General features: G+C 53.6%; 17 protein-coding genes. 16 read left to right on the top strand and 1 reads right to left on the bottom strand.

Annotation, left to right across the window (positions count from 1 at the left end; translation table 11 throughout):
* The first annotated feature begins 5 nt into the window (after positions 1 to 5).
* The 9 genes from opp4C (at position 6) to NYE33_RS18165 (ending at position 10,345) form a co-directional block, all read left to right on the top strand.
* Positions 6 to 929 (top strand): oligopeptide ABC transporter permease, encoded by a 924-nt coding sequence (opp4C, locus tag NYE33_RS18125; protein ID WP_341066857.1) that lies wholly within the window; start codon positions 6 to 8, stop codon positions 927 to 929.
* A gap of 12 nt (positions 930 to 941) precedes the next feature.
* The gene (locus NYE33_RS18130) at positions 942 to 1,925 is read left to right on the top strand and encodes an ABC transporter ATP-binding protein (RefSeq protein ID WP_042138517.1); all 984 of its coding nucleotides are present in this window, start codon (positions 942 to 944) and stop codon (positions 1,923 to 1,925) included.
* Complete coding sequence (locus NYE33_RS18135) at positions 1,918 to 2,883, top strand: ABC transporter ATP-binding protein (protein WP_340784853.1); 966 nt, start codon at positions 1,918 to 1,920, stop codon at positions 2,881 to 2,883. The genes NYE33_RS18130 and NYE33_RS18135 overlap by 8 nt, the downstream gene beginning before the upstream one ends.
* Before the next feature lie 293 nt (positions 2,884 to 3,176).
* Positions 3,177 to 3,791 (top strand): 50S ribosomal protein L25, encoded by a 615-nt coding sequence (locus tag NYE33_RS18140; protein WP_042138514.1) that lies wholly within the window; start codon positions 3,177 to 3,179, stop codon positions 3,789 to 3,791.
* A 197-nt stretch (positions 3,792 to 3,988) separates the two neighbouring features.
* Complete coding sequence (locus tag NYE33_RS18145; protein WP_042138513.1) at positions 3,989 to 5,320, top strand: vWA domain-containing protein; 1,332 nt, start codon at positions 3,989 to 3,991, stop codon at positions 5,318 to 5,320.
* 306 nt (positions 5,321 to 5,626) lie between these two features.
* On the top strand, positions 5,627 to 7,465 hold the full coding sequence (locus NYE33_RS18150; protein ID WP_341066861.1) for a fibronectin type III domain-containing protein: 1,839 nt from the start codon (positions 5,627 to 5,629) through the stop codon (positions 7,463 to 7,465).
* Between the two features lie 879 nt (positions 7,466 to 8,344).
* Positions 8,345 to 8,974, top strand: coding sequence for a YhbD family protein (locus NYE33_RS18155; RefSeq protein ID WP_171716610.1), 630 nt, complete (start codon positions 8,345 to 8,347; stop codon positions 8,972 to 8,974).
* 14 nt (positions 8,975 to 8,988) lie between these two features.
* Entirely contained in the window at positions 8,989 to 9,675 is a 687-nt protein-coding gene (locus NYE33_RS18160) for a hypothetical protein (protein WP_341066862.1), read from the top strand.
* Positions 9,665 to 10,345 (top strand): hypothetical protein, encoded by a 681-nt coding sequence (locus NYE33_RS18165; RefSeq protein ID WP_076243313.1) that lies wholly within the window; start codon positions 9,665 to 9,667, stop codon positions 10,343 to 10,345. The genes NYE33_RS18160 and NYE33_RS18165 overlap by 11 nt, the downstream gene beginning before the upstream one ends.
* On the opposite strand, the gene NYE33_RS18170 is transcribed toward NYE33_RS18165, so the two are convergent.
* Complete coding sequence (locus NYE33_RS18170; protein WP_341066864.1) at positions 10,342 to 10,977, bottom strand: GyrI-like domain-containing protein; 636 nt, start codon at positions 10,975 to 10,977, stop codon at positions 10,342 to 10,344. The genes NYE33_RS18165 and NYE33_RS18170 overlap by 4 nt on opposite strands.
* Positions 10,978 to 11,098: 121 nt before the next feature.
* On the opposite strand from NYE33_RS18170, the gene NYE33_RS18175 reads away from it, so the two are divergent.
* From NYE33_RS18175 to NYE33_RS18205, 7 genes are all read left to right on the top strand, one after another.
* A complete protein-coding gene (locus NYE33_RS18175; RefSeq protein ID WP_341066867.1) occupies positions 11,099 to 11,290 on the top strand; it encodes an SMP-30/gluconolactonase/LRE family protein in 192 nt (63 codons plus the stop codon).
* Between the two features lie 693 nt (positions 11,291 to 11,983).
* Entirely contained in the window at positions 11,984 to 12,943 is a 960-nt protein-coding gene (locus NYE33_RS18180) for an ABC transporter permease (RefSeq protein ID WP_341066869.1), read from the top strand.
* A 15-nt stretch (positions 12,944 to 12,958) separates the two neighbouring features.
* Positions 12,959 to 13,852: a carbohydrate ABC transporter permease gene (locus tag NYE33_RS18185; protein ID WP_076243310.1), complete on the top strand. Its 894-nt coding sequence runs from the start codon at positions 12,959 to 12,961 to the stop codon at positions 13,850 to 13,852.
* A 30-nt stretch (positions 13,853 to 13,882) separates the two neighbouring features.
* On the top strand, positions 13,883 to 15,730 hold the full coding sequence (locus NYE33_RS18190) for an ABC transporter substrate-binding protein (protein WP_076243309.1): 1,848 nt from the start codon (positions 13,883 to 13,885) through the stop codon (positions 15,728 to 15,730).
* A gap of 130 nt (positions 15,731 to 15,860) precedes the next feature.
* Positions 15,861 to 17,606: a sensor histidine kinase gene (locus tag NYE33_RS18195; RefSeq protein ID WP_341066871.1), complete on the top strand. Its 1,746-nt coding sequence runs from the start codon at positions 15,861 to 15,863 to the stop codon at positions 17,604 to 17,606.
* Entirely contained in the window at positions 17,599 to 19,011 is a 1,413-nt protein-coding gene (locus NYE33_RS18200; protein WP_341066873.1) for a response regulator transcription factor, read from the top strand. The genes NYE33_RS18195 and NYE33_RS18200 overlap by 8 nt, the downstream gene beginning before the upstream one ends.
* Positions 19,008 to 20,714 (top strand): ABC transporter substrate-binding protein, encoded by a 1,707-nt coding sequence (locus tag NYE33_RS18205; RefSeq protein ID WP_341066876.1) that lies wholly within the window; start codon positions 19,008 to 19,010, stop codon positions 20,712 to 20,714. Before NYE33_RS18200 ends, NYE33_RS18205 begins: the two co-directional genes overlap by 4 nt.
* Positions 20,715 to 21,337: the final 623 nt, after the last annotated feature.

Genomic DNA, 21,337 nt, shown 5'->3' on the forward strand with positions numbered 1-21,337 from the left:
ATCTTATGGCAGCTGACAGCAGAGTAAGTGAAATAACGGCCCCAAGGGTCAACCTGCGGAAATCTTCCCTGTTCCGGCAATCCCTGCGGAGGCTTCTGCACAACAAGCTGGCGGTGGCGGGCTTCGCGGTTGTCTTATTTATGTTTGTGTTATGTTTCATCGGCCCGTTCTTCTCGCCGTATACGGATAACAAAATCAATATGGCCATGATGAACAAGGCTCCGAATCTGCAGCATTGGCTGGGGACAGACGCGCTGGGACGGGATATCTTAACCCGGGTCATGCAGGCGGGGCGTATCTCTCTTACGGTGGGTCTGGCTTCCATGGTGCTGTCTGTGTTCCTTGGAGCGCTGCTCGGTGCGGTTGCCGGATATTACGGCGGTCTGCTGGACCAGATCATTATGCGGATCGCCGATCTGCTGATGACTATTCCCGGCCTTCCGCTGCTGTTCATCTTCGGTGCGCTGCTCTCGGAATGGAAGATTAAGGCGGATTACCGGATGTACATCGTCATGCTCATGCTGAGCATGGTGAACTGGCCGGGGCTGGCGCGGATGGTACGGGGACAGATGCTCAGCCTGCGGGAACGCGAATTCATGCAGGCCGCCGTGGTGCTGGGTCTGCGCGACCGCAGGAAGCTTTTTGGCCATCTGCTGCCGAATATTGTTCCGCTGCTGATCGTCATGGCAACGCTGAATATCGGCGGAGCGATTCTCAGTGAATCGGTGCTTAGCTTCTTCGGTCTGGGGGTTATGCCGCCTACGCCGACCTGGGGCAACATGATTGATGCGGCGAATAATATCCTCGATTTCCAGGAACGGCCATGGCTGTGGATTCCGCCGGGGTTATCGATTTTTGCCACGGTTATTGCGATTAATATCTTTGGTGACGGCCTCAGAGACGTGCTTGATCCTAAACAGAAGAGGTAGGTGGCCATAACGATGAAGCCTTTAATGAATATAGACCGTCTAAGCACCGTGTTCTTCACAGAGGACGGGAAGGTGACCGCGGTTGATGAGGTAAGCTTCAGTATCCGGGAAGGCGAGACGGTCTGCATTGTCGGTGAATCCGGCTGCGGCAAAAGTGTCACCGCCATGTCGATTATGGGGCTGGTGGAAGAGCCGGGCGGTAAGATTGCCGGGGGAAGCATTGATTTCCGGGGAGAAGATTTACTCCGGCTGGACAAAAATACGCTGCGCAGCATCCGCGGCAATGAGATCGCTATGATTTTTCAGGAGCCGATGTCGTCACTGAATCCGGTCATGAGAATTGGCGAGCAGATTATGGAGCCGCTCCTGGTTCATCTCAGAATGAACAAGAAGCAAGCCCGGGCCCGGGCCATTGAACTGATCACCCAGGTGGGGATATCCCGTCCGGAACAGATTATGGGCAGCTATCCCCACGAGCTGAGCGGAGGCATGCTGCAGCGGATTATGATTGCAATCGCAATCTCCTGCGGGCCCAAGCTGCTGATTGCGGACGAGCCGACGACCGCGCTGGATGTGACGATTCAGGCGCAAATCCTTGATCTGCTGCGCGGGTTCAAGGAGCACTCGGGCATGTCAATCCTGCTGATTACCCATGATCTTGGCGTAGTGGCCGAGATGGCCGATTATGTCATTGTCATGTACTCCGGCCAGATCGTTGAGGAGGGCGGTGTGGTAGAGCTGTTCCGGAATCCCAAGCATCCGTATACGCGGGGGCTGCTGAAGTCCAAGCCCGTCATGGGCCAGCGCCTGGAGGAGCTCTATTCCATTCCCGGCCAGGTGCCCAGTCCGCTTGCGCTTGAGCCTTCATGCTACTTCCATGACCGGTGCGGACATTGCATGGACGTCTGCCGCACCCGCCAGCCGCAGCTGCAGGAAACCGGAAGCGGGCAGAAGGTAGCCTGCTGGCTGTATGAGGAGGCGGAAGTGTATGTCTGAAGCGCTGCTGGAAGTTAAATCTCTGAAGAAGTACTTCCCGGTAAAACAAGGGCTGCTGGGCCGCACAGTGGGGCATGTGAAGGCTGTGGACGACATCAGCATTACGCTTCAGCCGGGCGAGACCTTCGGCCTTGTCGGCGAATCCGGCAGCGGCAAAAGCACGGTGGGACGGACAGTGCTGCGGCTGACGGATAAAACGGACGGTGAGGTAAAGTTCAAGGGAGTGGACATCCACAGCCTGTCCGCTGCGGACATGCGCCTGATCCGGCCGCAAATGCAGCTGATCTTCCAGGACCCTTACAGTGCGCTTAATCCGAGAGTGAGGGTTGGCGATGCGATAGGCGAAGCGCTGCTGGACCATGGATTATGCACGAGGGGGGAGGTGCGGGATCTGGTGCTGGAGGCCATGGAGGCCTGCGGCTTATCTTCTTATCATATCGACCGCTTCCCGCATGAATTCTCCGGCGGACAGCGCCAGCGGATCGGCATTGCCCGGGCGCTGATCCTGAACCCGGAGCTGATTATTGCGGATGAGCCGGTGTCGGCGCTCGATGTGTCTATTCAGGCGCAGATTATCAATCTGTTCAGCAAGCTGCAGCAGAGCAAAGGCCTTGCCTATCTGTTCATTTCCCATGATCTTAGCGTAGTGGAGCATCTATGCTCCAGGATCGGCGTGATGTATCTGGGATCGATGGTGGAGACCGCCTCCAGGGACGAGCTGTTCCAGCATCCGCTGCATCCCTATACGAAGGCGCTGCTGTCTGCCGTACCCGTGCCGGTCCCCCGGCTGAAGCGGGAGCGGATCGTGCTGAAAGGCGATATTCCAAGCCCGGCGAATCCGCCTTCAGGCTGCAAATTCCATACGCGCTGCCCTTTTGCCGTAGAGGTCTGCAAGGCGGAGATTCCGCTGTTCCGGGACGCTGGCGCAGGACATTTTGTAGCCTGTCATTTAGTATAATAAATATTAAATATGGATTTAAATTGAATATACACCTATTTTGACTTGCCTACTTCCCAGTGCTATACTGATTCCACAGCAGGCAAATATGGTTAATAAGAGACTGATTAGACTTAAGACATCTAATTGGTCTTGTTTTTTATTACCTGAGCAATAAGCCAGTTTTGTACGAAGAACCATCACTTGCAGCTATGCTGACACCACTTGGCGGATGCTTGCAGGGCCAGCTTTGTTCAGCATCAGAAGCAGCCCCTGAAAGTATGCACCGCTAAAAAACCTTTAGGAGGAATATCATGAATACCACAGTACGCTTGACAGAAAGATCCGGCTCTACCTCTTCCCAGCGCAGCAAAGGCCTTGTACCGGTCGTCGTCTACGGTGCAGGTTCAGATACCCAGTCCTTTACAGCAGAAGCCAAAACACTCAATGAGATTCTCGGCAAAAACCCGCGGGCGATCCTGAAAGTGGAATTCCCCGGTTCAGGCTCCAAAAATGCGGTCATTCAGGAAGTACAGCGCCAGCCGCTGTCACGTTCTTTGCTCCATGTAGATTTGCAGCAGATTGATATGAAGGCAGAACTCGACACCAAGGTTGCATTCCACTTCACCGGCGATCCTGTCGGTGTCAAGAGCGGCGGCGTCCAGCAGGTGGAGCTCTATGAGTTGGATATCCGTACCTTGCCGGACAAGCTGACCGCTTCCTTCGAGGTGGATATCAGCGGACTCGACATCGGTGATCAATTGCTGGTCTCCGATCTGCCGAAGCATGATGGCTGGGAGATCCTTACCCCTGAAGATACGCTGATCGTGCGGATCTCACCTCCGCTTGTTCTTGAAGAGCCTGCTGATACAGATGCTGCTGAACCAGCAGCGGCAGAAGCAGCTGACGAAGGCAAGACAGAAGAGTAACTTATTATGTATTTTATAGTCCAGTTCATTGGACAAGCCGCACCACAGCCCGTTTAGACCGGCTGATATGCGGATCATAAGCTTGATCAACCGGGAGCAGACATATCCTCATCAGGGAGTTGTCTGCTCCTTTTTGCTAAATAGCGGAATCCTGCAATCATCTATTATACATTGTGAAAGTAAGGGAGAGTGCATTCATGAATCTGAATATCGTTAAGCTGGTCACCGGCTCTAATGCCAAGCTGGATGAAGCCTCGCCGCAGGCGACGGTGAAGATTTCCTGCAGCAGTTCGCCGGCGGAGCTGGATATCAGCTGTTTCATGGTCGGGGAGAACGGCAAGGTTACGTCCGATGATTATTTCATCTTCTACAACCAGCCCGCCGATCCCAAGCGGATTGTAGAGTTCAATGCCATCGACAAGTACAGCGGCGAGTTTGCCATCGATCTGCATGCGCTGCGGCAATCTGCGGTTGCCAAATGCGTTTTCGCAGCCACGCTGGACGGCCCGGGGACTTTTGCCGATGTCAGGGGCTGCAGAATCAGTGCGGCTGCGGCCAACACAGAGCTGGTGTATGAAATAAATCAGAGTAATGCCGAGACCTCGCTGGTGCTGGCAGAGTTATACCGTCACGGCGAAGGCTTCAAGCTTAGAGCCGTCGGCCGGGGATTTCACGGCGGCCTGAAGCCGCTGGCTGAAGCGCACGGAGTCGAGGTGGAGGATGAAGAGCCGGAGAACAGCAGCAAGACGGAGGCTGAAGTGATGCAGGGTCACACGGAAGCTGCTGCTACATATAGCGGAACCGAGGGAAGTGTGGCGGAGGAGACGGCTTCCCGGCCCACGCTGAACTTAACGAAGATTGACCTGCTGAAGCAGAAGGTCGGAATCTCGCTGCGCAAGAAGAATCTGGAGCAGGAGAAGGCCAGGGTGGCCGTTGTGTTCGATGCATCAGGTTCCATGTCCGGCTTGTATTCGAGGGGCGTTGTTCAGCGGGCATTTGAACGGATTCTGGCCGTGGCAGCCAGCATGGATGACGACGGCAGGCTGGATGTATGGTTCTTCGCGACTAAGAGCAAGCGGATGCCGAGTGTAGATGAGCACGGGTACGAGGATTATGTGAAGAGAACATACCCGGGGCCGAAGATGTTCGGCGGGCTGGGCATCGGCAATAATGAGCCGGTGGTTATGGCTGATATTATCAAGAAGTATACGAAGGAAGAGCCGGGCGCTCTGCCTGCTTACATTGTGTTCTTCAGTGACGGCGGAATTTATGAGACACCGAAGATCTCGAAGCTGCTGATCCAAAGCTCGAAGCATAACATCTTCTGGCAGTTTGTCGGGCTCGGCAATGCGGACTATGGTGTGCTGCGTGAGCTCGATGATCTGCAGGGCCGTTATGTCGATAATGCCGATTTCTTTGCGCTGGACGATCTGGATGAGGTCAGTGATGAGGATTTGTATGACCGCCTGTTTAATGAGTATCCCAAGTGGCTGCGTGAAGCCCGGGAGAAGGGTGTCCTGCGCTCATAGAGCTCAGCTGAAATAAGAGTAAGGCTCCGGAGCGTTAATCAACATTCCGGAGCTTTTTTTGCATGCCTTGCTGTCAAAAAATGCATATTAACGAATTCCGCAGAAACCTATTCAGGACTTTCGCTTTGTCGAAAAAAGGGGCGAACGGGTGTTTCGCCTCATTTAGTAAAAATGTCCCAGTTTTAGATTGACGAAAGCGCTATCAAAGCTGAGAATGAGGATAAATACCATAGTATGGCATAGCATCACCCGCTTATTCGCCCTTTGAAAACGCTTTAGTAATAGATCGACCAAGGAGGAATATGGATGAAAAGAAAGCTGATTCTCTTCCTGATGACCGCCGTGCTGATTCTGGGCGCTTCACTGCCCGCTGCCGGTATTGCCCGCGCGGATGCGGTAAGTGATGCTTCAAACCGGGCGCTGACCTGGCTGCAGGTGCAGCAGGATGCAACGGCCGGCTATGCTTTTGACGGATTGGTTGACAGCTTCGAGGATTTCTGGGGTCCGAACAATCCCAAGCAAATTGTCTATACGTATGATCAGGCCGTCGCAGCCATCGCTTTCATCGTCAAAGGGGAACGGACCCGGGCCGAGAAGGTGCTGAACAAAATGCGTGACATCCAGGACCCGTCCGGCTATTGGCTGAACTCCTACTGGTATAACAATGGCTATGGCGAAGAAATCCGCAAGCATGTCGGACCTGTATCCTGGATGGCCATGGCGGCTATGGCTTATGAGAAGCAGTATAATGATACCCGCTATCGTCCGATGGCGCTCAAGGCGCTGGACTGGTGCCTGACATACTCCAAAGCAAACGGCGGGATCGCCGGTGGCTGGAGCGCATGGAGCAATTCGGATGAGCCCTGGAGCTCGACGGAGCATAATATCGATCTGTACCGCGTGCTGCAGTACTATGCTTCTGTTGATTCCAGCAAAACGGCATCCTATACAGCAGCGGCAACGGGTGTGAAGAGCTTCCTGGACAATGTGGTCTGGGATGATGCGGCTAAGCGCTTCAAGGGCGGCTGGAAGAATGATACGAATCTGATCGATCCCAAAATCCCGCTGGATGTGAATCCCTGGGGAGTGCTCGCCCTCGGGCTGAACGGAACGCGCAACTACGGGGCAAGCCTGACCTATGTGGAGAACGCGGCCGGTACACCGGGAACACTGGCTAATCCGCGCTATAAGCAGACTCTGACCTATAACGATGCCGGAAATACACTTTCCGGGTATGATTTTGACTGGACGGATGAAGTGCTCCCGGCGTATGACGACAACGGCAATCAGATTGGCAATACGGGGGCGGATGTGTGGCTGGAGGGAACGGCTTTTATGTCGCTTGCCTACTACATGCAGGGAAATACAACGAAGGCGAATGCCATCAACACGGAGATTATCAAAAAACAGGGAACCAGCGGCCCGTCGCTCGGCGGAATCCCTTATTCCCTCAAGGGTACAAGCAACAGCTACTGGGTGATGGCCCAGCAGAACTGTGTATCGAGCACCGGGTGGCTGATCCTCTCGCTGCACCGTTTCAACCCGTTCACTGGCCAATATCTGACCGGAGGCAGCAATCCTGGAGATACTACAGCACCTACGGTACCAGGGAATCTGGCCTCAACAGGTAAAACGGACACAACGGTCAGCCTAAGCTGGTCGCCATCCACCGATAACACTGGAGTTACCGGATATTACGTGTACCGCGGCGGCACCCAGGCGGCTTCTGTTACCGGAACTACTGCAACCGTCAACGGACTGACGGCTTCAACGGCATACACCTTCACGGTAAAAGCGGCCGATGCCGCAGGCAACCTCTCCGCTGCTAGTAATGCCGTGACCGTAACCACGAACGCTTCCGGCGGCAACGGGAATCACGTGACAGCGGATTACACGGCAGGCGTAACCAAGGTGTCGGCTGCTGAGGCCAGCATCTTCATCACACCGGTAACGTCCGCGCTGTATGTGGATGTCCACTATAAGGTGAACGGCGGCGCACAGCTGAATTACCGCATGACGCTTGCCTCGGGAACCTGGCGCCAGACCGTAAGCGGCCTCAGCACCGGCAGCAGCATTGAATATTGGTTCACCTACGAGAAATCCGGCCCGCAGTATGATTCGCCGCATTACACTTATGTGCAGTAAGCAGCATTAGCGGCGGTGCGGAATAGAGCTATTGTCATGAAATAAGCAGGAGGAGCCAGGCAGCCAATGGGTTGCCTGGTTTTTTTGATGCCTTTGTCACCGGATTTCCACCGCGAACAGCGGTAATCATCAAGAAATCCGGGGGCGGGCAGCGGCCGGAAGTCCAAAAGTTCACCGCAGTGACGACTAAGCTTCAAGCTCAAATCTTAAGTGCGTCTTCACTATATGGGCTAAACTTAAGGGTTTTAACATAATACCAATCCTTAATGTCTGTAGATAGTTGCACTTCCGGGCGGCTGCTTTTGTCGCGGGAATTTCCCCGTTTATCCACTTTCCGGGGCAGGGAGCTGGCAGCTTCTCCTAGCCGGATGTTTCTAGCTGACTTTTCCTGAAATCCTGCACATAATACAACTTTTCCCTCCATATGCCGGCCCAAATCCAACATTGTTGTATAAAATACAGGATTTCACCTGATTCAAGCGACTGATCGGGAGGATTGTTGTATTTCATACAACAATCCTCCCGAACACCCGGCTATCCAGGAATCAATGTTGCAAAACGTACAACATTTATGTCTACACGTCTACAGTGCTTCCTGACTCTAAGAAGTCCCAAGTCAACCGGTAACGAATCAAGTGTAAGAAATTGAAATTGACGTATTCCGTCAGTCCAGCAGCGGCTAACCGGCAACTTGTATTGACAGGGAAAAGCGGTGGAGAATTATGGAACTGGTGGAGTGAGGTGTCAGTCCTTGTCTGCTGAATTCCACTGTGAACCCCAGTATGAATTCAAGAAAGTATATAAAGCGAAAGCGAAAGCGATGCTTGTTTATTTACAACGTAACAGTGTTATGTTACGATGATCGCAAGGAGTGATTATATGGAAGAGGAGCTAATATCCAAGAAGGACCTGCTGGATGAAACCGGCATCTCATACGGCCAGTTATACCGCTGGAAGAGGAAACAATTGATTCCTGAGGAATGGTTCATCCGCAAGTCCACGTTTACCGGACAAGAGACTTTTTTCCCGCGGGAACGAATACTGGGCCGGGTGCAGCATATTTTGCAGAAGAAAGATGATCTTTCTCTTGATGAACTCGCTGGAAAGCTGTCAGAGCCTTTGTCTCAGCATCAGGTCATATTAACAGTAGCACAGCTAAGGGAACGTAACATTGTTTCGAACAGTAGCCTGGAGCGGTTCGGCAGGCCGGACAGTGAAGGGATGCAGCTAACCTTTGAGCAGATTCTGAATCTGTTCACTGTAGATCTGCTGCTGAGCAAGGGGGAGCTGAATCTGGAGGAAGCAGACCGGCTCTATCTGACACTTGGAGTGCATACCCCGGGATTTGCGGGAAAGAACTGGGAGCTGTTTTTTGTACGGAAGATGGGGGTCAGCTTCTATCTGATGGCGCTGTCCGGGGCAGAGCTGGCCTTCGATGAAGGAGTCCGGGTAGTCAGCAGGCTTAGTCTTGCCGACCTGACAGAACAATTGAAAGTAAGATTAAGCTAATGGGAGGACTGGCAATGGAGAAGAATGAGCTGCCGGATTTACAGATGGATGGGGTCAATACAGCCGCCGGAGGCAAATATAACAAGGTGAATATCAACGGCGTAAGCAAGATTAACGGAGCGCTGAGCGCGCATACCTATAAATGTGACGGCGTAATGAAGATGAACGGTGATCTTACTGCGGAAGAGATGGAGATTAACGGTAACTTCAGACTGAAGGGCAACCTCCAGGCTGGTGTAATGAAGCTGAACGGTGTGATGACCGGTGACGGCAGTCTGCGGGGAGAGCGCTGTGAGCTGGACGGCATGCTGAAGCTAATGGGCAATTGTGAGGTTGAGGAGCTGATCGGTGAAGGGGTATTTACTGTAGGCGGGCTGCTCAGTGCAGGGCGGATAGAATTCGGGCTTCATGGTTTGGCAGAGGCGGGCGAAATTGGGGTGGAGAGCCTGATTATCCGCAAAACCGGCTCCGCAGCGTGGGGCAGGCTGTTAGGAGGGATCATTCCCAAGTTCAAACTGGAGCTGCGGGCCAAGCTCATTGAAGGCGATTATATAGATCTGGAATATACAACGGCGGATGTGGTCCGGGGCGGCACCGTTATTATCGGGGAAGGCTGCAGCATCGGCCGGGTCGAATATAGAACGGGACTGACAGTACATCCCGGAGCCCGTGTGGAGAAGGAGGAGAAGAATGGTGCATGATTCCGTAACGCGCAATGATCTGAAGATATTGGGGACCTCCAGTTCTGTTGGCGGGCATTTCAAGGATGTCAAAGTGACCGGAGAATGTAAATTTACCGGGGATGTGGATTGCCTGAAGTTCAGCCAGACCGGAGAGATCAAAGTGGACGGCAATCTGCGGCTGCAGCATATGAAGATTACCGGAGAGTGTGAGGTTAAGGGGCGGATCGACGGAGCCAGTCTGCGCGGACAAGGTCAGCTTACGGCAGGCGGCGGGCTGCGGATAGAAGAAATCAAACTAACCGGCGGGATTATGGTTACCGGAGATTGCGAGGCAGAGGAGCTGCAGCTTACCGGAATCATTGAGGTGAGCGGACTGCTTAATGCGGGGAAGCTCGAACTGGGATTGTTTGGCCCCTGCAGAGCGGATGCGGTCGGCGGCAGCAGCATTTCTATCAAACGCAGCCGGACCGGAGCGTTGCTGAGGCCCGGACAAGGCAAGAAAATGAGCTTTCAGGCCCGGCTGATTGAAGGGGACCAGATTGAGCTGCAGAGTACGCAGGCGCAGACTGTGCGGGGCGGAAGGGTTATCATCGGCACAGGCTGCGAGATCGATACAGTGGAATACCGTGATACCCTAGAGATTCATAAGAGCGCAACGGTACGGAATCCGGTGAAATTACTGCGTTAATTCTGGCGTGATACCTTGAACCTCAGCACTGTTCTCAGCTTCTCCGGCTGGACCCGGCGGGCATCCGAAATATAGATTTCCCGGTGAAGATGAGAAATCCGCTGCAGCCCCTGTTCCGCACAATATTGTTCCATCCTTGCGAAGCTGTGCGGCTCATCATCGTAGGGGCCGGTATGCATCATTTGTACACTGAGGCCGTCTTCGAAGCTATCGAAGGCGGCTTTGTACAGCAGCGGATGCGGCTTGCTGTGCTTGACCTTCTCCAGCACTTCAGCGGCAAGCTCCGGGGTTACAAAATCCGGCTGACGGATCATAAGGGTGTACACCAATTCGTCTTTATCAAGAACCGTTTTCTTACGGCCGGCTTCGCTGAGATCCCACACACCTTCCAGCGGGAAGACCGTATAGTCGTAATACCCATCCGGTTCCGGCCCTTTTTTGGGCAGCATTTTAATGGCATAAGAGAGGGAGTATAATACGCCGACGGCTTCAGCGAAAGGCGCAGCATTCGGATTGCCTTCACCCCGCAGTATGAAATAATTATAGGCGGGCACTTGAATCAGAGCGGGTTCGGCAGCGGGCAGGTAAAGAGACTTGTCTTGTTTTCTCCATTCAACTTTCAACCGGATCACCTCATCATTATTATTCTGCTATATGAAGAATACCATGCTGAACTGGACAGGTGTATGTCATGTTGGCAGGCAGCCGGTAGTACAAATAGCGCTGCGAAGGCAAGAACTGGGAGGGTTTCCGTTGACCGGACAAATTGAATTAGTTACCGATGACAAGTCTGTGCTTGGTGAAGGACCGCATTGGGATCTGGTAGAAGGCAAGCTGTATTGGGTGGATATTGACAGCAGGGAATTGCGGGTATATGACCCCGCTGCGGGTACGAAAGACATCCATTACTTTGATCAAAGAGTAGGGGCAACAGTACCGGATTAATGTATTACATAGATACACTGACCTTCACGGTCGATGCGATGGACTATTCGCTTCAGGATGGCTCGGTAAGCGGCGCAGACCGGTGATCAGGTTCGCCGGATAGTATAACATCAGGTTTAAACTTGTGAGAACACTTAGGTAAATCGCTTGCTGAGGGGTTGCAGTGACCCTGATTACGGTAGTTCCTCCGGTAGACTTAACTGCACTTTGTACAACTAAAACATCTGAATTACAACCGGTTATCCGTTTAGTTGTATTTCGTGCAATTAAACTGCCATATGTTGAACGATTAGCACACATTCGGGAGATTTAGTTGTACTGAATACAGTTAAAGGATGCCAGCAAGCTTTTTCGCTGTTTTTAATTGCACATTTTACAACTATTACATGCTGCGATATTGGATCAACTTCAACTCACATCTCCAGTTCTGATATTGTGCTAGTTGGATATGGATACCATGAATATCTCTATTCAATTCAGGTAAGGTCAGGTGTTGTCTATCGGCAGGAGTGCTGCTGATGGACAACATCTTTTTTGGCTGCTGGTTTGTGAAAATGGTCCGCTGCGCTGTGAAAATGGTCCTATAGCCTCCTACCGCTGTCACGCGCCGGGCGCCGTTCCTCTCTCCTGATAGCAGGCTGCTTTCTGCTAGACTGAAAGCGCAAACAAAATCTGGATATAGGAGATTTCGATATGGGAGTACCCTCTGGTGAACTGCTGCATGGTGTGGAGCCGGCCCCGCCGCCCCGCAGGAAGCTGCAGAACAAATACAAGCTCTTTTTCATGGCGCTTCCGTTTCTGGCGGTAACTTTTATTTTCTACTATTTGCCGATAAGCGGATGGATTTACGCCTTCTATGATTTCATTCCCGGCATTCCCCTGTCGGACACGCCCTTTGTCGGCCTGAAGTGGTTCAGGACCATTGTCGCTAATCCGACTCAGACGGCTGAGGTGCTGCGGGTGCTGAAGAATACGGTCGCGATGAGCTCACTCGGGCTGGTGACCTCAGTGTTTCCCGTGATCTTTGCCATTCTGCTGACCGAGGTCCGGTCAGGCTGGTACCGCAAGCTGGTGCAGACGCTGACCACGATTCCGAATTTCATCAGCTGGATTCTTGTCTATGCGCTGGCCTTCTCACTGTTCTCCGTAGACAGCGGCGTGGTGAATCACCTGCTGGTCCAGTTCGGCTTCGCAGATGAAGGCTTCAACTTCCTGGCCTCCAGCTCTCATGTCTGGATTACGATGATCGCCTGGTACTGGTGGAAGTCGCTGGGCTGGGGAGCGATCCTGTACCTTGCGGCCATTGCCGGAATTGACCAGGAGCTATATGAAGCGGCGGATGTGGATGGAGCGAGCCGGTTCCGCAAGATCTGGCATATCACGGTTCCCGGCATCATTCCTACCTTCTTCGTCCTGCTGCTGCTCTCCATCGGCAACTTTGTGAATAACGGCATGGAGCAGTATTTCGCCTTCCAGAATGCGATGAATAAGGACACGATCGAGGTGCTTGACCTCTACGTGTATAATATCGCTTTTGCCAACAACTTCCCGTTTGCAACGGCGGTCAGCATGCTGAAGTCGGTGGTCAGCGTTATCCTGCTGTTCGCGGCCAATACACTCTCGAAGATTGTGCGTGACGAATCCATTATTTAAGGGCGGTGATTCCACATGCGGAACAAGCTTAAACCGGGCAATGCCCTCTTTCAGGGAATCATCTATCTGCTCTTCGGATTATTCACCCTGAGCTGTATTTATCCGTTCTATTATCTGTTCATTAACACGATTAGCTCCAATGATCTAAGTGCCGGAGGCTATATCAAGTTCTATCCGCGGCAGATTCATTTCGACAACTACTTCAAGGTGCTGAAGATCAGCGGGCTAAGCCACGCGGCACTGGTCTCGGTCTACAGAACAGTAGTCGGCACGTTCCTGACGGTTGGGGCATCGGCTTTTCTCGGCTATCTGTTTACCAAGAAAGAAATGTGGGGCCGGCAGATCTGGTACCGCAGCATTGTGGTCACGATGTATTTCAGCGCGGGGCTGATCCCCTGGTACATCACGATGCACAATCTGCATCTGACCAACAATTATCTGGCCTATATTCTGCCGACGATTATTACCCCGTTCAACATTATTCTGGTCAAAACCTTCGTGGAGGCAATTCCGCCTTCCCTGGAGGAATCGGCAGCGATGGACGGCGCTGGATACCTGCGGGTATTCTGGAGCATCATTGTGCCGCTGACCACGCCGATTCTGGCGACGATTACGATTTTCTCGGCGGTCAACCAGTGGAACTCCTTCATTGATACGGCGTTCCTGATGACCGACACGAAATATTACACGCTGCAGTTCCTGCTCTGGCGGTATTTGAACGAATCCAGCTCGCTCGCCGCGCTGATCCGCAATTCACCGGATATGGCGGCCAGCATCCAGAATATGCAGACTCCGACGTCGGTACGGATGACGGTCACCATGATCGTAGTGATGCCGATTCTGATTGTGTATCCGTTCTTTCAGCGTTTCTTCGTCAAAGGCATCATGATCGGGGCCGTCAAAGGCTGACCGAACTAATATATCAGGGGGTATGAAGCAATGAGATTCAGATTTAGACAAGTATCGCTACTTCTGCTAAGCACGATAATGGTGCTGGTTCTGGCAGCCTGCGGCGGAGGCAACGGAAATTCAGGCAATTCGGGCACGGCGGCCAGCACGGATAAGCCGGCGGCCGAAGCCACGCCAGCCGCCGGCACAGAGGCCACAGCGGCTCCGGCAGACGGGGCGCTGGACCATTCCAAGCCGCTCAAGCTGACCGTATTCTCGACAACGGCCAATTACGCCGGCCCGCAAATCGGCTGGTTCGCCAAAGTCATCAAGGACAAATTCAACATTGAACTGGATATTGTCGCCTCCAACCTTACAGGCGGGGACACCAAAATCTCAGCCATGATGGCCTCCGGCGATCTCGGCGATGTCATCATCTTCGGGGATGACAAGAACCATTATCCGAACGCGATCAAAGGCAAGCTGCTGCTGGACTGGACGCAGGACGGCCTGCTGGACAAATACGGCGCGGATATCGTGAAGCAGTTCCCCAAAGCGGTCGAGAAGGCTAAAGTGGCCTTTGGCGGCGGAAGCTCTGTCTTCGGTATCGGCAACAACGTGGCAACCAACCCGTCAGGACCTTCCGAGGGCAAGGATATGACCTGGGGACCCGACCTGCGCTGGGACCTGTATCAGCAGCTTGGTGCACCTGAAATCAGCAAGATCGAGGATTATCTCCCGGTGCTGAAGCAGATGCAGGAGCTGGAGCCGAAGAATGAGCAGGGGAAGAAAACCTATGCTTTCTCCTTATGGTCCGACTGGGACGGCAACTATAAAATGACGCTGGCGAAGCAGTTCGCCAACATGATGGGCTATGACGAAATAGCGGATACCGCGCTGTATGTCAAGGCGGATGAAGAGAAGTACTATGACTTCCTCTCCGAGGACAGCTGGTATATGAAATCGCTCAAGCTCTACTTCGAAGCGAATCAGATGGGCCTGCTTGACCCGGACTCGCTTACCCAGAAATTCGATGATGTGGTGGCGAAATACAAGGACGGCCGCCTGCTCTTCTCCTGGTTCCCGTGGCTGGGCGCAGCCAACTACAATACACCGGAGAGAACCGCAGAAGGCAAAGGGTTCGCGCTTGTACCGTTCAAGGATGAGCTGATGTACTCCACAGGCTTCAACGTATACGGCGGCAACGGAATTATCGCCATCGGTGCCAAGGCCAAAGAGCCGGCACGTATCATGGAGTTCATCAACTGGATGTACACACCGGAAGGCGCAATGATCTCGGCAGGCAGCGGAACGGCAGTCTCCAATGGACCGCAGGGACTGGCCTGGGATATTGACAGCAGCGGCAAGCCGGTCGTGACCGACTTCGGCTGGAAGGCTTATGCCGATCAGCAGAACACGCAGGTTCCCGAGGAATACGGCGGCGGCGACTACTATTACGGCTCGAATCAGATGAACTTCTCCTTCGTGGTTCCGGCGATGGTGAATCCGGCTACGAATGAGCCGTATGACCACAATCTGTGGCAGACCACACTGGAACGCAATCCGTCGAAGCTCGACAGTGACTGGAGAGCGAAGATGGGCGTGCTTACGGCCAAGGAATATTTCGAGAAAAATAATCTGCTCGCCGTAGCTCCACAGGGCTTCACCGGCAAAGAGCCGCTGACGATGGACAAAACGCTGGAGCAGAAGAACAAGCAGATCGGTACCGTGATCCAGCAGATCTCCTGGAAGATGGTCTTCGCCAAAAACCAGGCGGAATTCGATAAGCTGAACAAAGAAATGCATGACAAAGTTAACGGTCTCGGCTATCAGGACGTGATGGACTTCTCCGTTAAGAAAGCGGAAGAGCTGTTCGAAGCCCGCAAAAGTGTGAAGTAAGCGGAAGCGGATAGGGAATAGGCAGGGCAGCGACCGGGCTGTTCTGCCTTCTTATTTTCAGAATAAGAAAAATCTGGTATTCTGATTCTATATATTGAAACGCTTTCATTAAGAGATGAGGTCCGGCCCCATGCCTGGAAAGAAGCAAGCAGGCCATCCGCCGAAGGGGAAGTCCCTGCGGACTACTTTGGTGATTTATTTGCTGATCGGTACGCTGCTGCCGCTGCTGATTGTCGGCTTCATATCCTACACTTCCATCTATTCCATTCTGTCCGGCAAAATCGGCAGCGGCATCAGTGCCAGTCTGCGCCAGGAAGCGCTGAGCCTGGAGAATGCCATCGACAATCTGGATTTCGCCTCCAAGCAGTTTGCGCTGGACGGACAGATTGTGGAGGAGATGTCTTCTTTTCTGCAGGAGAAGCAGATCTACCGCAAGTCGCAAATGATGAATTCGATTAATCAGAAGATCAACCTGGTCAACTTCACCAATCCCTATATCGGTCTGACCGCCTATATCATGCCTGACAGTGATGATCCGGTGCTGTTCACCAACATGAGTACGCGAAGGGGCTTCGATCTCAGCAGCCTGCCTTCGTTCATGCGCTATAACGGGGCTGATTATTATGGTCCGCATGGCACGATGTATGCTGTCGGCGATAATGTCGTCTTCTCGGAGCGGCGGATCGTACGGGTGAGCGGGCAGCATGAGCTGTATATCTATCTGGAGACCAATTACAGTCTGCTGCGCAAAATTTTCAATCAGGAAGCCTACGGAATGAAGGTTAATCATCTCCTGGTGAATCAGAGCGGCACCCTTACGCATGTCATTGACGGTGAAGTGCCGGAAAGGATCGTACAACAGGCCAGCCGGAGCGGCGGATCTGCGCATGAGGTGCTGAATGGCTATCATTTGTTCCGCTATGAGAGTCCGCAGGGCTGGAAGCTTGTAGCCGTGGTCAAACGGTCGGTGTTCAACAGTGAGATTTACACCTGGATCTACAAAATGATTCTGCTGGCGCTGCTCACCCTCCTGTTCGCAGGATTTCTGGCCTGGCTGATCTGGAGAAGGGTCTATGGTCCGCTGCGCAAGGTCAATCTCGAAATTATCCGCATGGCGGAGAATGTCACCACGCCGGTAGCATTCACGAATGTGGAGGAATTCGATTCTGTCCTGAGCAACTTCCAGCAGATGAAGGATCAGGTGAATGAGCTGATTCTGGCTGTGGCCCGCAATGAGAAGCAGAAAAGCCAGTTCGAGATTGAGAAGCTGCTCAGCCAGATCAATCCGCATTTCCTGCATAATACGCTCAATACGGTGCAGTGGCTCGCCCGGCTGAACGGACAGAAGGAGATTGACAAGCTGGTTACCCTGCTGGTGAAGGTGCTGCATTATAACCTCGGCAAGCAGAGCATCATCGTCACCATCGGGGAGGAGATTGAAGCGATCCGTAATTACATGGAGCTGCAGCGTATCCGTTACGATTATGAATTCGAGTTCAATGTAGAGACCGATCCGGAGGTGCTGTCCGCTGCGGTTCCCCGGTTCCTGCTGCAGCCGCTGGTCGAGAACTCCATCTATCACGGACTGAGTGACAACGGCAAGGTGGATGTAATCATTACCGCGCACGGTACGAATGAAGTGCAGCTCATTGTGCAGGACAACGGTGCGGGAATGGATCAGGCGAAGATTGAGGAGCTGCTTGCGGAGGAGACCGTACGGAGACGGGGGCTTGGTATCGGCTTCGCTTATGTGATGCGGATGCTGCGCATGTATTACGGGGAGCAGATGAGTCTGGAGATTCTCAGCGGGGAGAGCGGCGGGACAACGGTATCCATCATCATACCCATTAAGAGCAAGGAGGACTTCAATGATTAAAGCTGTGGTCGTGGATGACGAGCGGCTGGTGCGCAAAGGCTTCATCTCGCTGATTGACTGGCCGTCCTTCGGGGTGGTGATTACCGGTGAAGCGGGGGACGGCAATGCTGCACTGGAGCTGCTCCGCCAGCAGGAGACGGATCTGCTGTTCGTGGATCTTACAATGCCGGGCATGACCGGGTTCGAGCTGATCCGCCAGGTCAGGCTGCGGTTTCCGGCTGTCCGCTGTGTGGTGCTCACCTGCCACCATGAATTCGATTATGTGCAGGAGGCACTGCGGCTGGGAGCGGTCGATTATATTGTTAAAACGCTGCTGGAGGTGGAGAATGCCGACGAAACCATCCGCAGGCTGGTGGAGCGGATCAGGTGGGAGGACGGCAACCGGGGCGCCCTGGTATCCGGCGAACTGAAGGTTATGTCTGCAGACAAGGCTCTGCTCTATCTGCCCCTGGAGCCTGAAGGGAAGGAAGCGGAGCTGTTTGAACTGTCACTGGTCAAGAACCATCCGCTGATCTCATTCCAGAACCTGTGGATGACCCCGCTTCCCTGCCGTGTGGCCGTGGAAGAAATCCGCCGTGAGCTGGAGGCCGTGCTTGGAGCAGGCTGGGCAGCTGTACTTGTAGAAGGGGTGCGTGATCAGCCGCTGAAGGAGCTGGAGGAGGTTCTGGAACGGACGGTTCCGCAGGCACTGTTCTATTATACCGGTGAATCTGAGCTGCCCAAGCTGAGCTATGATGAACTCAAAACGGTTGCCGGAAGGCATCGTCCCGCTGCCGCTGTAGAGGAACCGGAGCCGCTGGTGCGTGCAGTGAATCTCCGGTGGACGCTTGAGCGGGGAGCCTGGGAAGACTTCAACGCAGCCGTTCTGTCCCGGCAGCCGCGCCAGGAGGCGGTTGCTGAGTTTGGAAGGGAGCTGCTGCGCAACTGGAGCGGGCTGCTGATGAAGCCGGAGGAGGCGGCGGAGCTTGCACTATCGGCACACCGCAACCGGAACTGGTGCCAGTGGAAAAGCTGGCTGCGCCAGTTCTCCGCTCAGGTTCAGCAGCGGATGATTGAGCTGGGCATGAGCAAAGAAGTGATGTTCTGCCTGATCAGCGCTGTGAACTATATGAAGAGCCATGCCGGGGATAAAATCAATCAGGGCGATGTAGCCGCCGCCATTAATATGAGCCGCGGCTATTTCAGCCAGTGCTTTGCCCGCTTTGCCGGGGAGACCTTCGGGGACAGCCTACGCAGCATGCGGCTGGAGCTGGCCAAATCCCTGCTGCGCGATACCCATGCGCCGGTCTGCGAAATTGCCTGCCGGTCCGGCTTTGAGGATGACCGCTATTTCAGCAGGCTGTTCCGTGAGCATGTAGGCAAGCTGCCCAGTGAATACCGTGCTGAAGGGATGGGGGAGCGGTGAACCGGGTCATGAGATATTCCCTGCCTCTATTGCTGCTGCTCAGTCTGTCCGCCTGCCGCAGCAGCGGTGCAGGGGGGCCTGCGGAACGGACAGCGCCGGCCGCTAATGCTGCCGATGCCGCTGCTTACGGCCGGTATGAGGAGCCGGTCGTGATGCGGATCGGCTTCAAGGTGCCGGATTCCCGGCTGACTACAGGCGACAGCAATGATAATAATCCGATCTCCCGCTATCTGGAGAGCCTGACGAACATCAGAGTCATTCATTCCTGGGAAGCGAAAGGCGAAGAGCCGTTTACACAAAAAGCGCAGCTGGCCATAGACAGCAATGATCTGCCGGATGCGATGGTGGTGGACCGGGATCAGCTCAGCAAGCTGATATCAAGCGACATGATTGAGGATCTGACCGATACGTATGAGCAGTACGGCTCCGGACTGATCAAGGATATGTACGATTCGACTCATGGCGAAGCTCTAGCCGATGCGCAGCGGGGCGGAAGATTGTACGGACTGCCGAATGTAGCCATTCATGCAGATTCGACCTCCCTGCTGTGGGTCCGCCAGGACTGGCTGGACCGGCTGGAGCTGCCGGCTCCGCGAACGCTTGGGGATATTGAGGCGATCGCCAGAACTTTTATCGACAAGGACCCGGACGGCAACGGCAAGCGTGATACCGTGGGCATTAGCGCGTACAAGAATATTGTGTACGGGACCAAGCCGTATGTGAACGGTCTGGACGCCGTGTTCAGCGCCTTTCATTCCTTCCCGACCAACTGGATTAAGGACAGCAGCGGTAACGTAGTCTATGGCTCGGTTACCCCGGAGACACGCAAAGCGCTGGGCCAGCTCGCCGCATGGTACAAACAGGGATTAATTGATCCTGAGTTTGCGCTGTACAAAGAAACCCAGGAGCCGATTATTGCCGGCAAAGCCGGAATTTTCTTCGGGCCCTGGTGGATGCCCTTCTATCCGTTGTCGGAAGCGGTTGCCCAGGATACCAAAGCCGAATGGCGGGCCTACGCCGCACCGCTGGATGAGTCCGGCAAATTCGTAGCCCATATAGCCCCGGTCACGGACCGTTATCTGGTTGTCCGCAAAGGATACGAGCATCCCGAGGCTGTAGTGAAGCTGCTGAATGTGTTCACCCGGCTGGAAAGAAGACGGGATCCGAACGTGGAGGAGGTCGGGAAGCTGGATGATTTCGCAGCGCAGACCGGTATTCAGCCGCGGGCCTATTATCCGTTCGATCTGCTGATTGATTATAGCGATGCCATCGAGAAGCATTATGCGGATATCCAGCAGGCGCTGCACGGCAAGATCGACCCGGATGCGCTCGACCCCGATACCCGGCTGATCTATGACCGCTGGCTGGCGGAGGAAGAGCAGCCGAAGAAGAATCTGGAGGGCTGGAAGGCGGCCAACGCCTACAAATACGGGGTAGCCGTATTGTCCACAACAGCCGTTGAGGGAGTGCGCAGCGTGTATTACGGAAGTACGCTGCATATGGCGGCGAAGTGGCCGGCGCTGCAGAAGCTGGAGAGTGAGACGTTCCTTAACATTATCGTCGGCGATGCGCCGCTGAGCTCTTTTGATCAATTCACCGTGAAATGGATGAACATGGGCGGCGGACAAATTACGCGGGAGGTCACGCAAATTGTGAACATCCGGGAGGCAGAGAGTAAGCAGGATGACAGCAACAGCCAGTGAACAGGAATCGTAAAGAGGAAACGGTGAACAGGGATCAGCATATCCGCAAAAGATGCAGGTAACAGAAATTAGAGGCTGTCCCAAAAGTAGATATTATACTGACGAGTCAGATTCTCGAATTTCTCTTGCTATTCCTGCTTTTCGGCTGCTTCAATTTCAGCGAACAGGGAACGTACCTTATCCTCCAGTTTGGCTTTGTGTGTACTGACCGCTTTCCCCAAAACAATGTGTAACGATTGGAGTTCACCTCAATTTTGGTGCCGTTTACAAAGTAATACTCAAAGGAAACGTATTTTTCGTCTGTCACGGCCACCCCCAGGGAAAACCGCGTTAAAGATAGAGTAGTCCAGCCGGTTGACGAAGGTATTTACAATACGAACGAGGTGATCTTCCGGGATATCTTCATCGGGATCCATTGGCAAGCAAAGTTGGCCCAGGGATTATTGAATGTACAAAGGAATCGCTCCTCTGGGAATGGTTGGGGGTACCTCCATTTTACCAAAACAAGCAATTTCTTTGTTTGTTTTTAAGGTTAAAAATACAATTCCCGCTTAAACAGCGGAGCGGACGGAACGATTGTGGAAAAGCGAATGCGGTCGCCTTGGTCTCCGGATTTTCACCGC

The organism is Paenibacillus sp. FSL R10-2199, from assembly GCF_038000235.1.
GTDB classification, from domain to species: Bacteria; Bacillota; Bacilli; order Paenibacillales; family Paenibacillaceae; genus Paenibacillus_AQ; species Paenibacillus_AQ phytohabitans.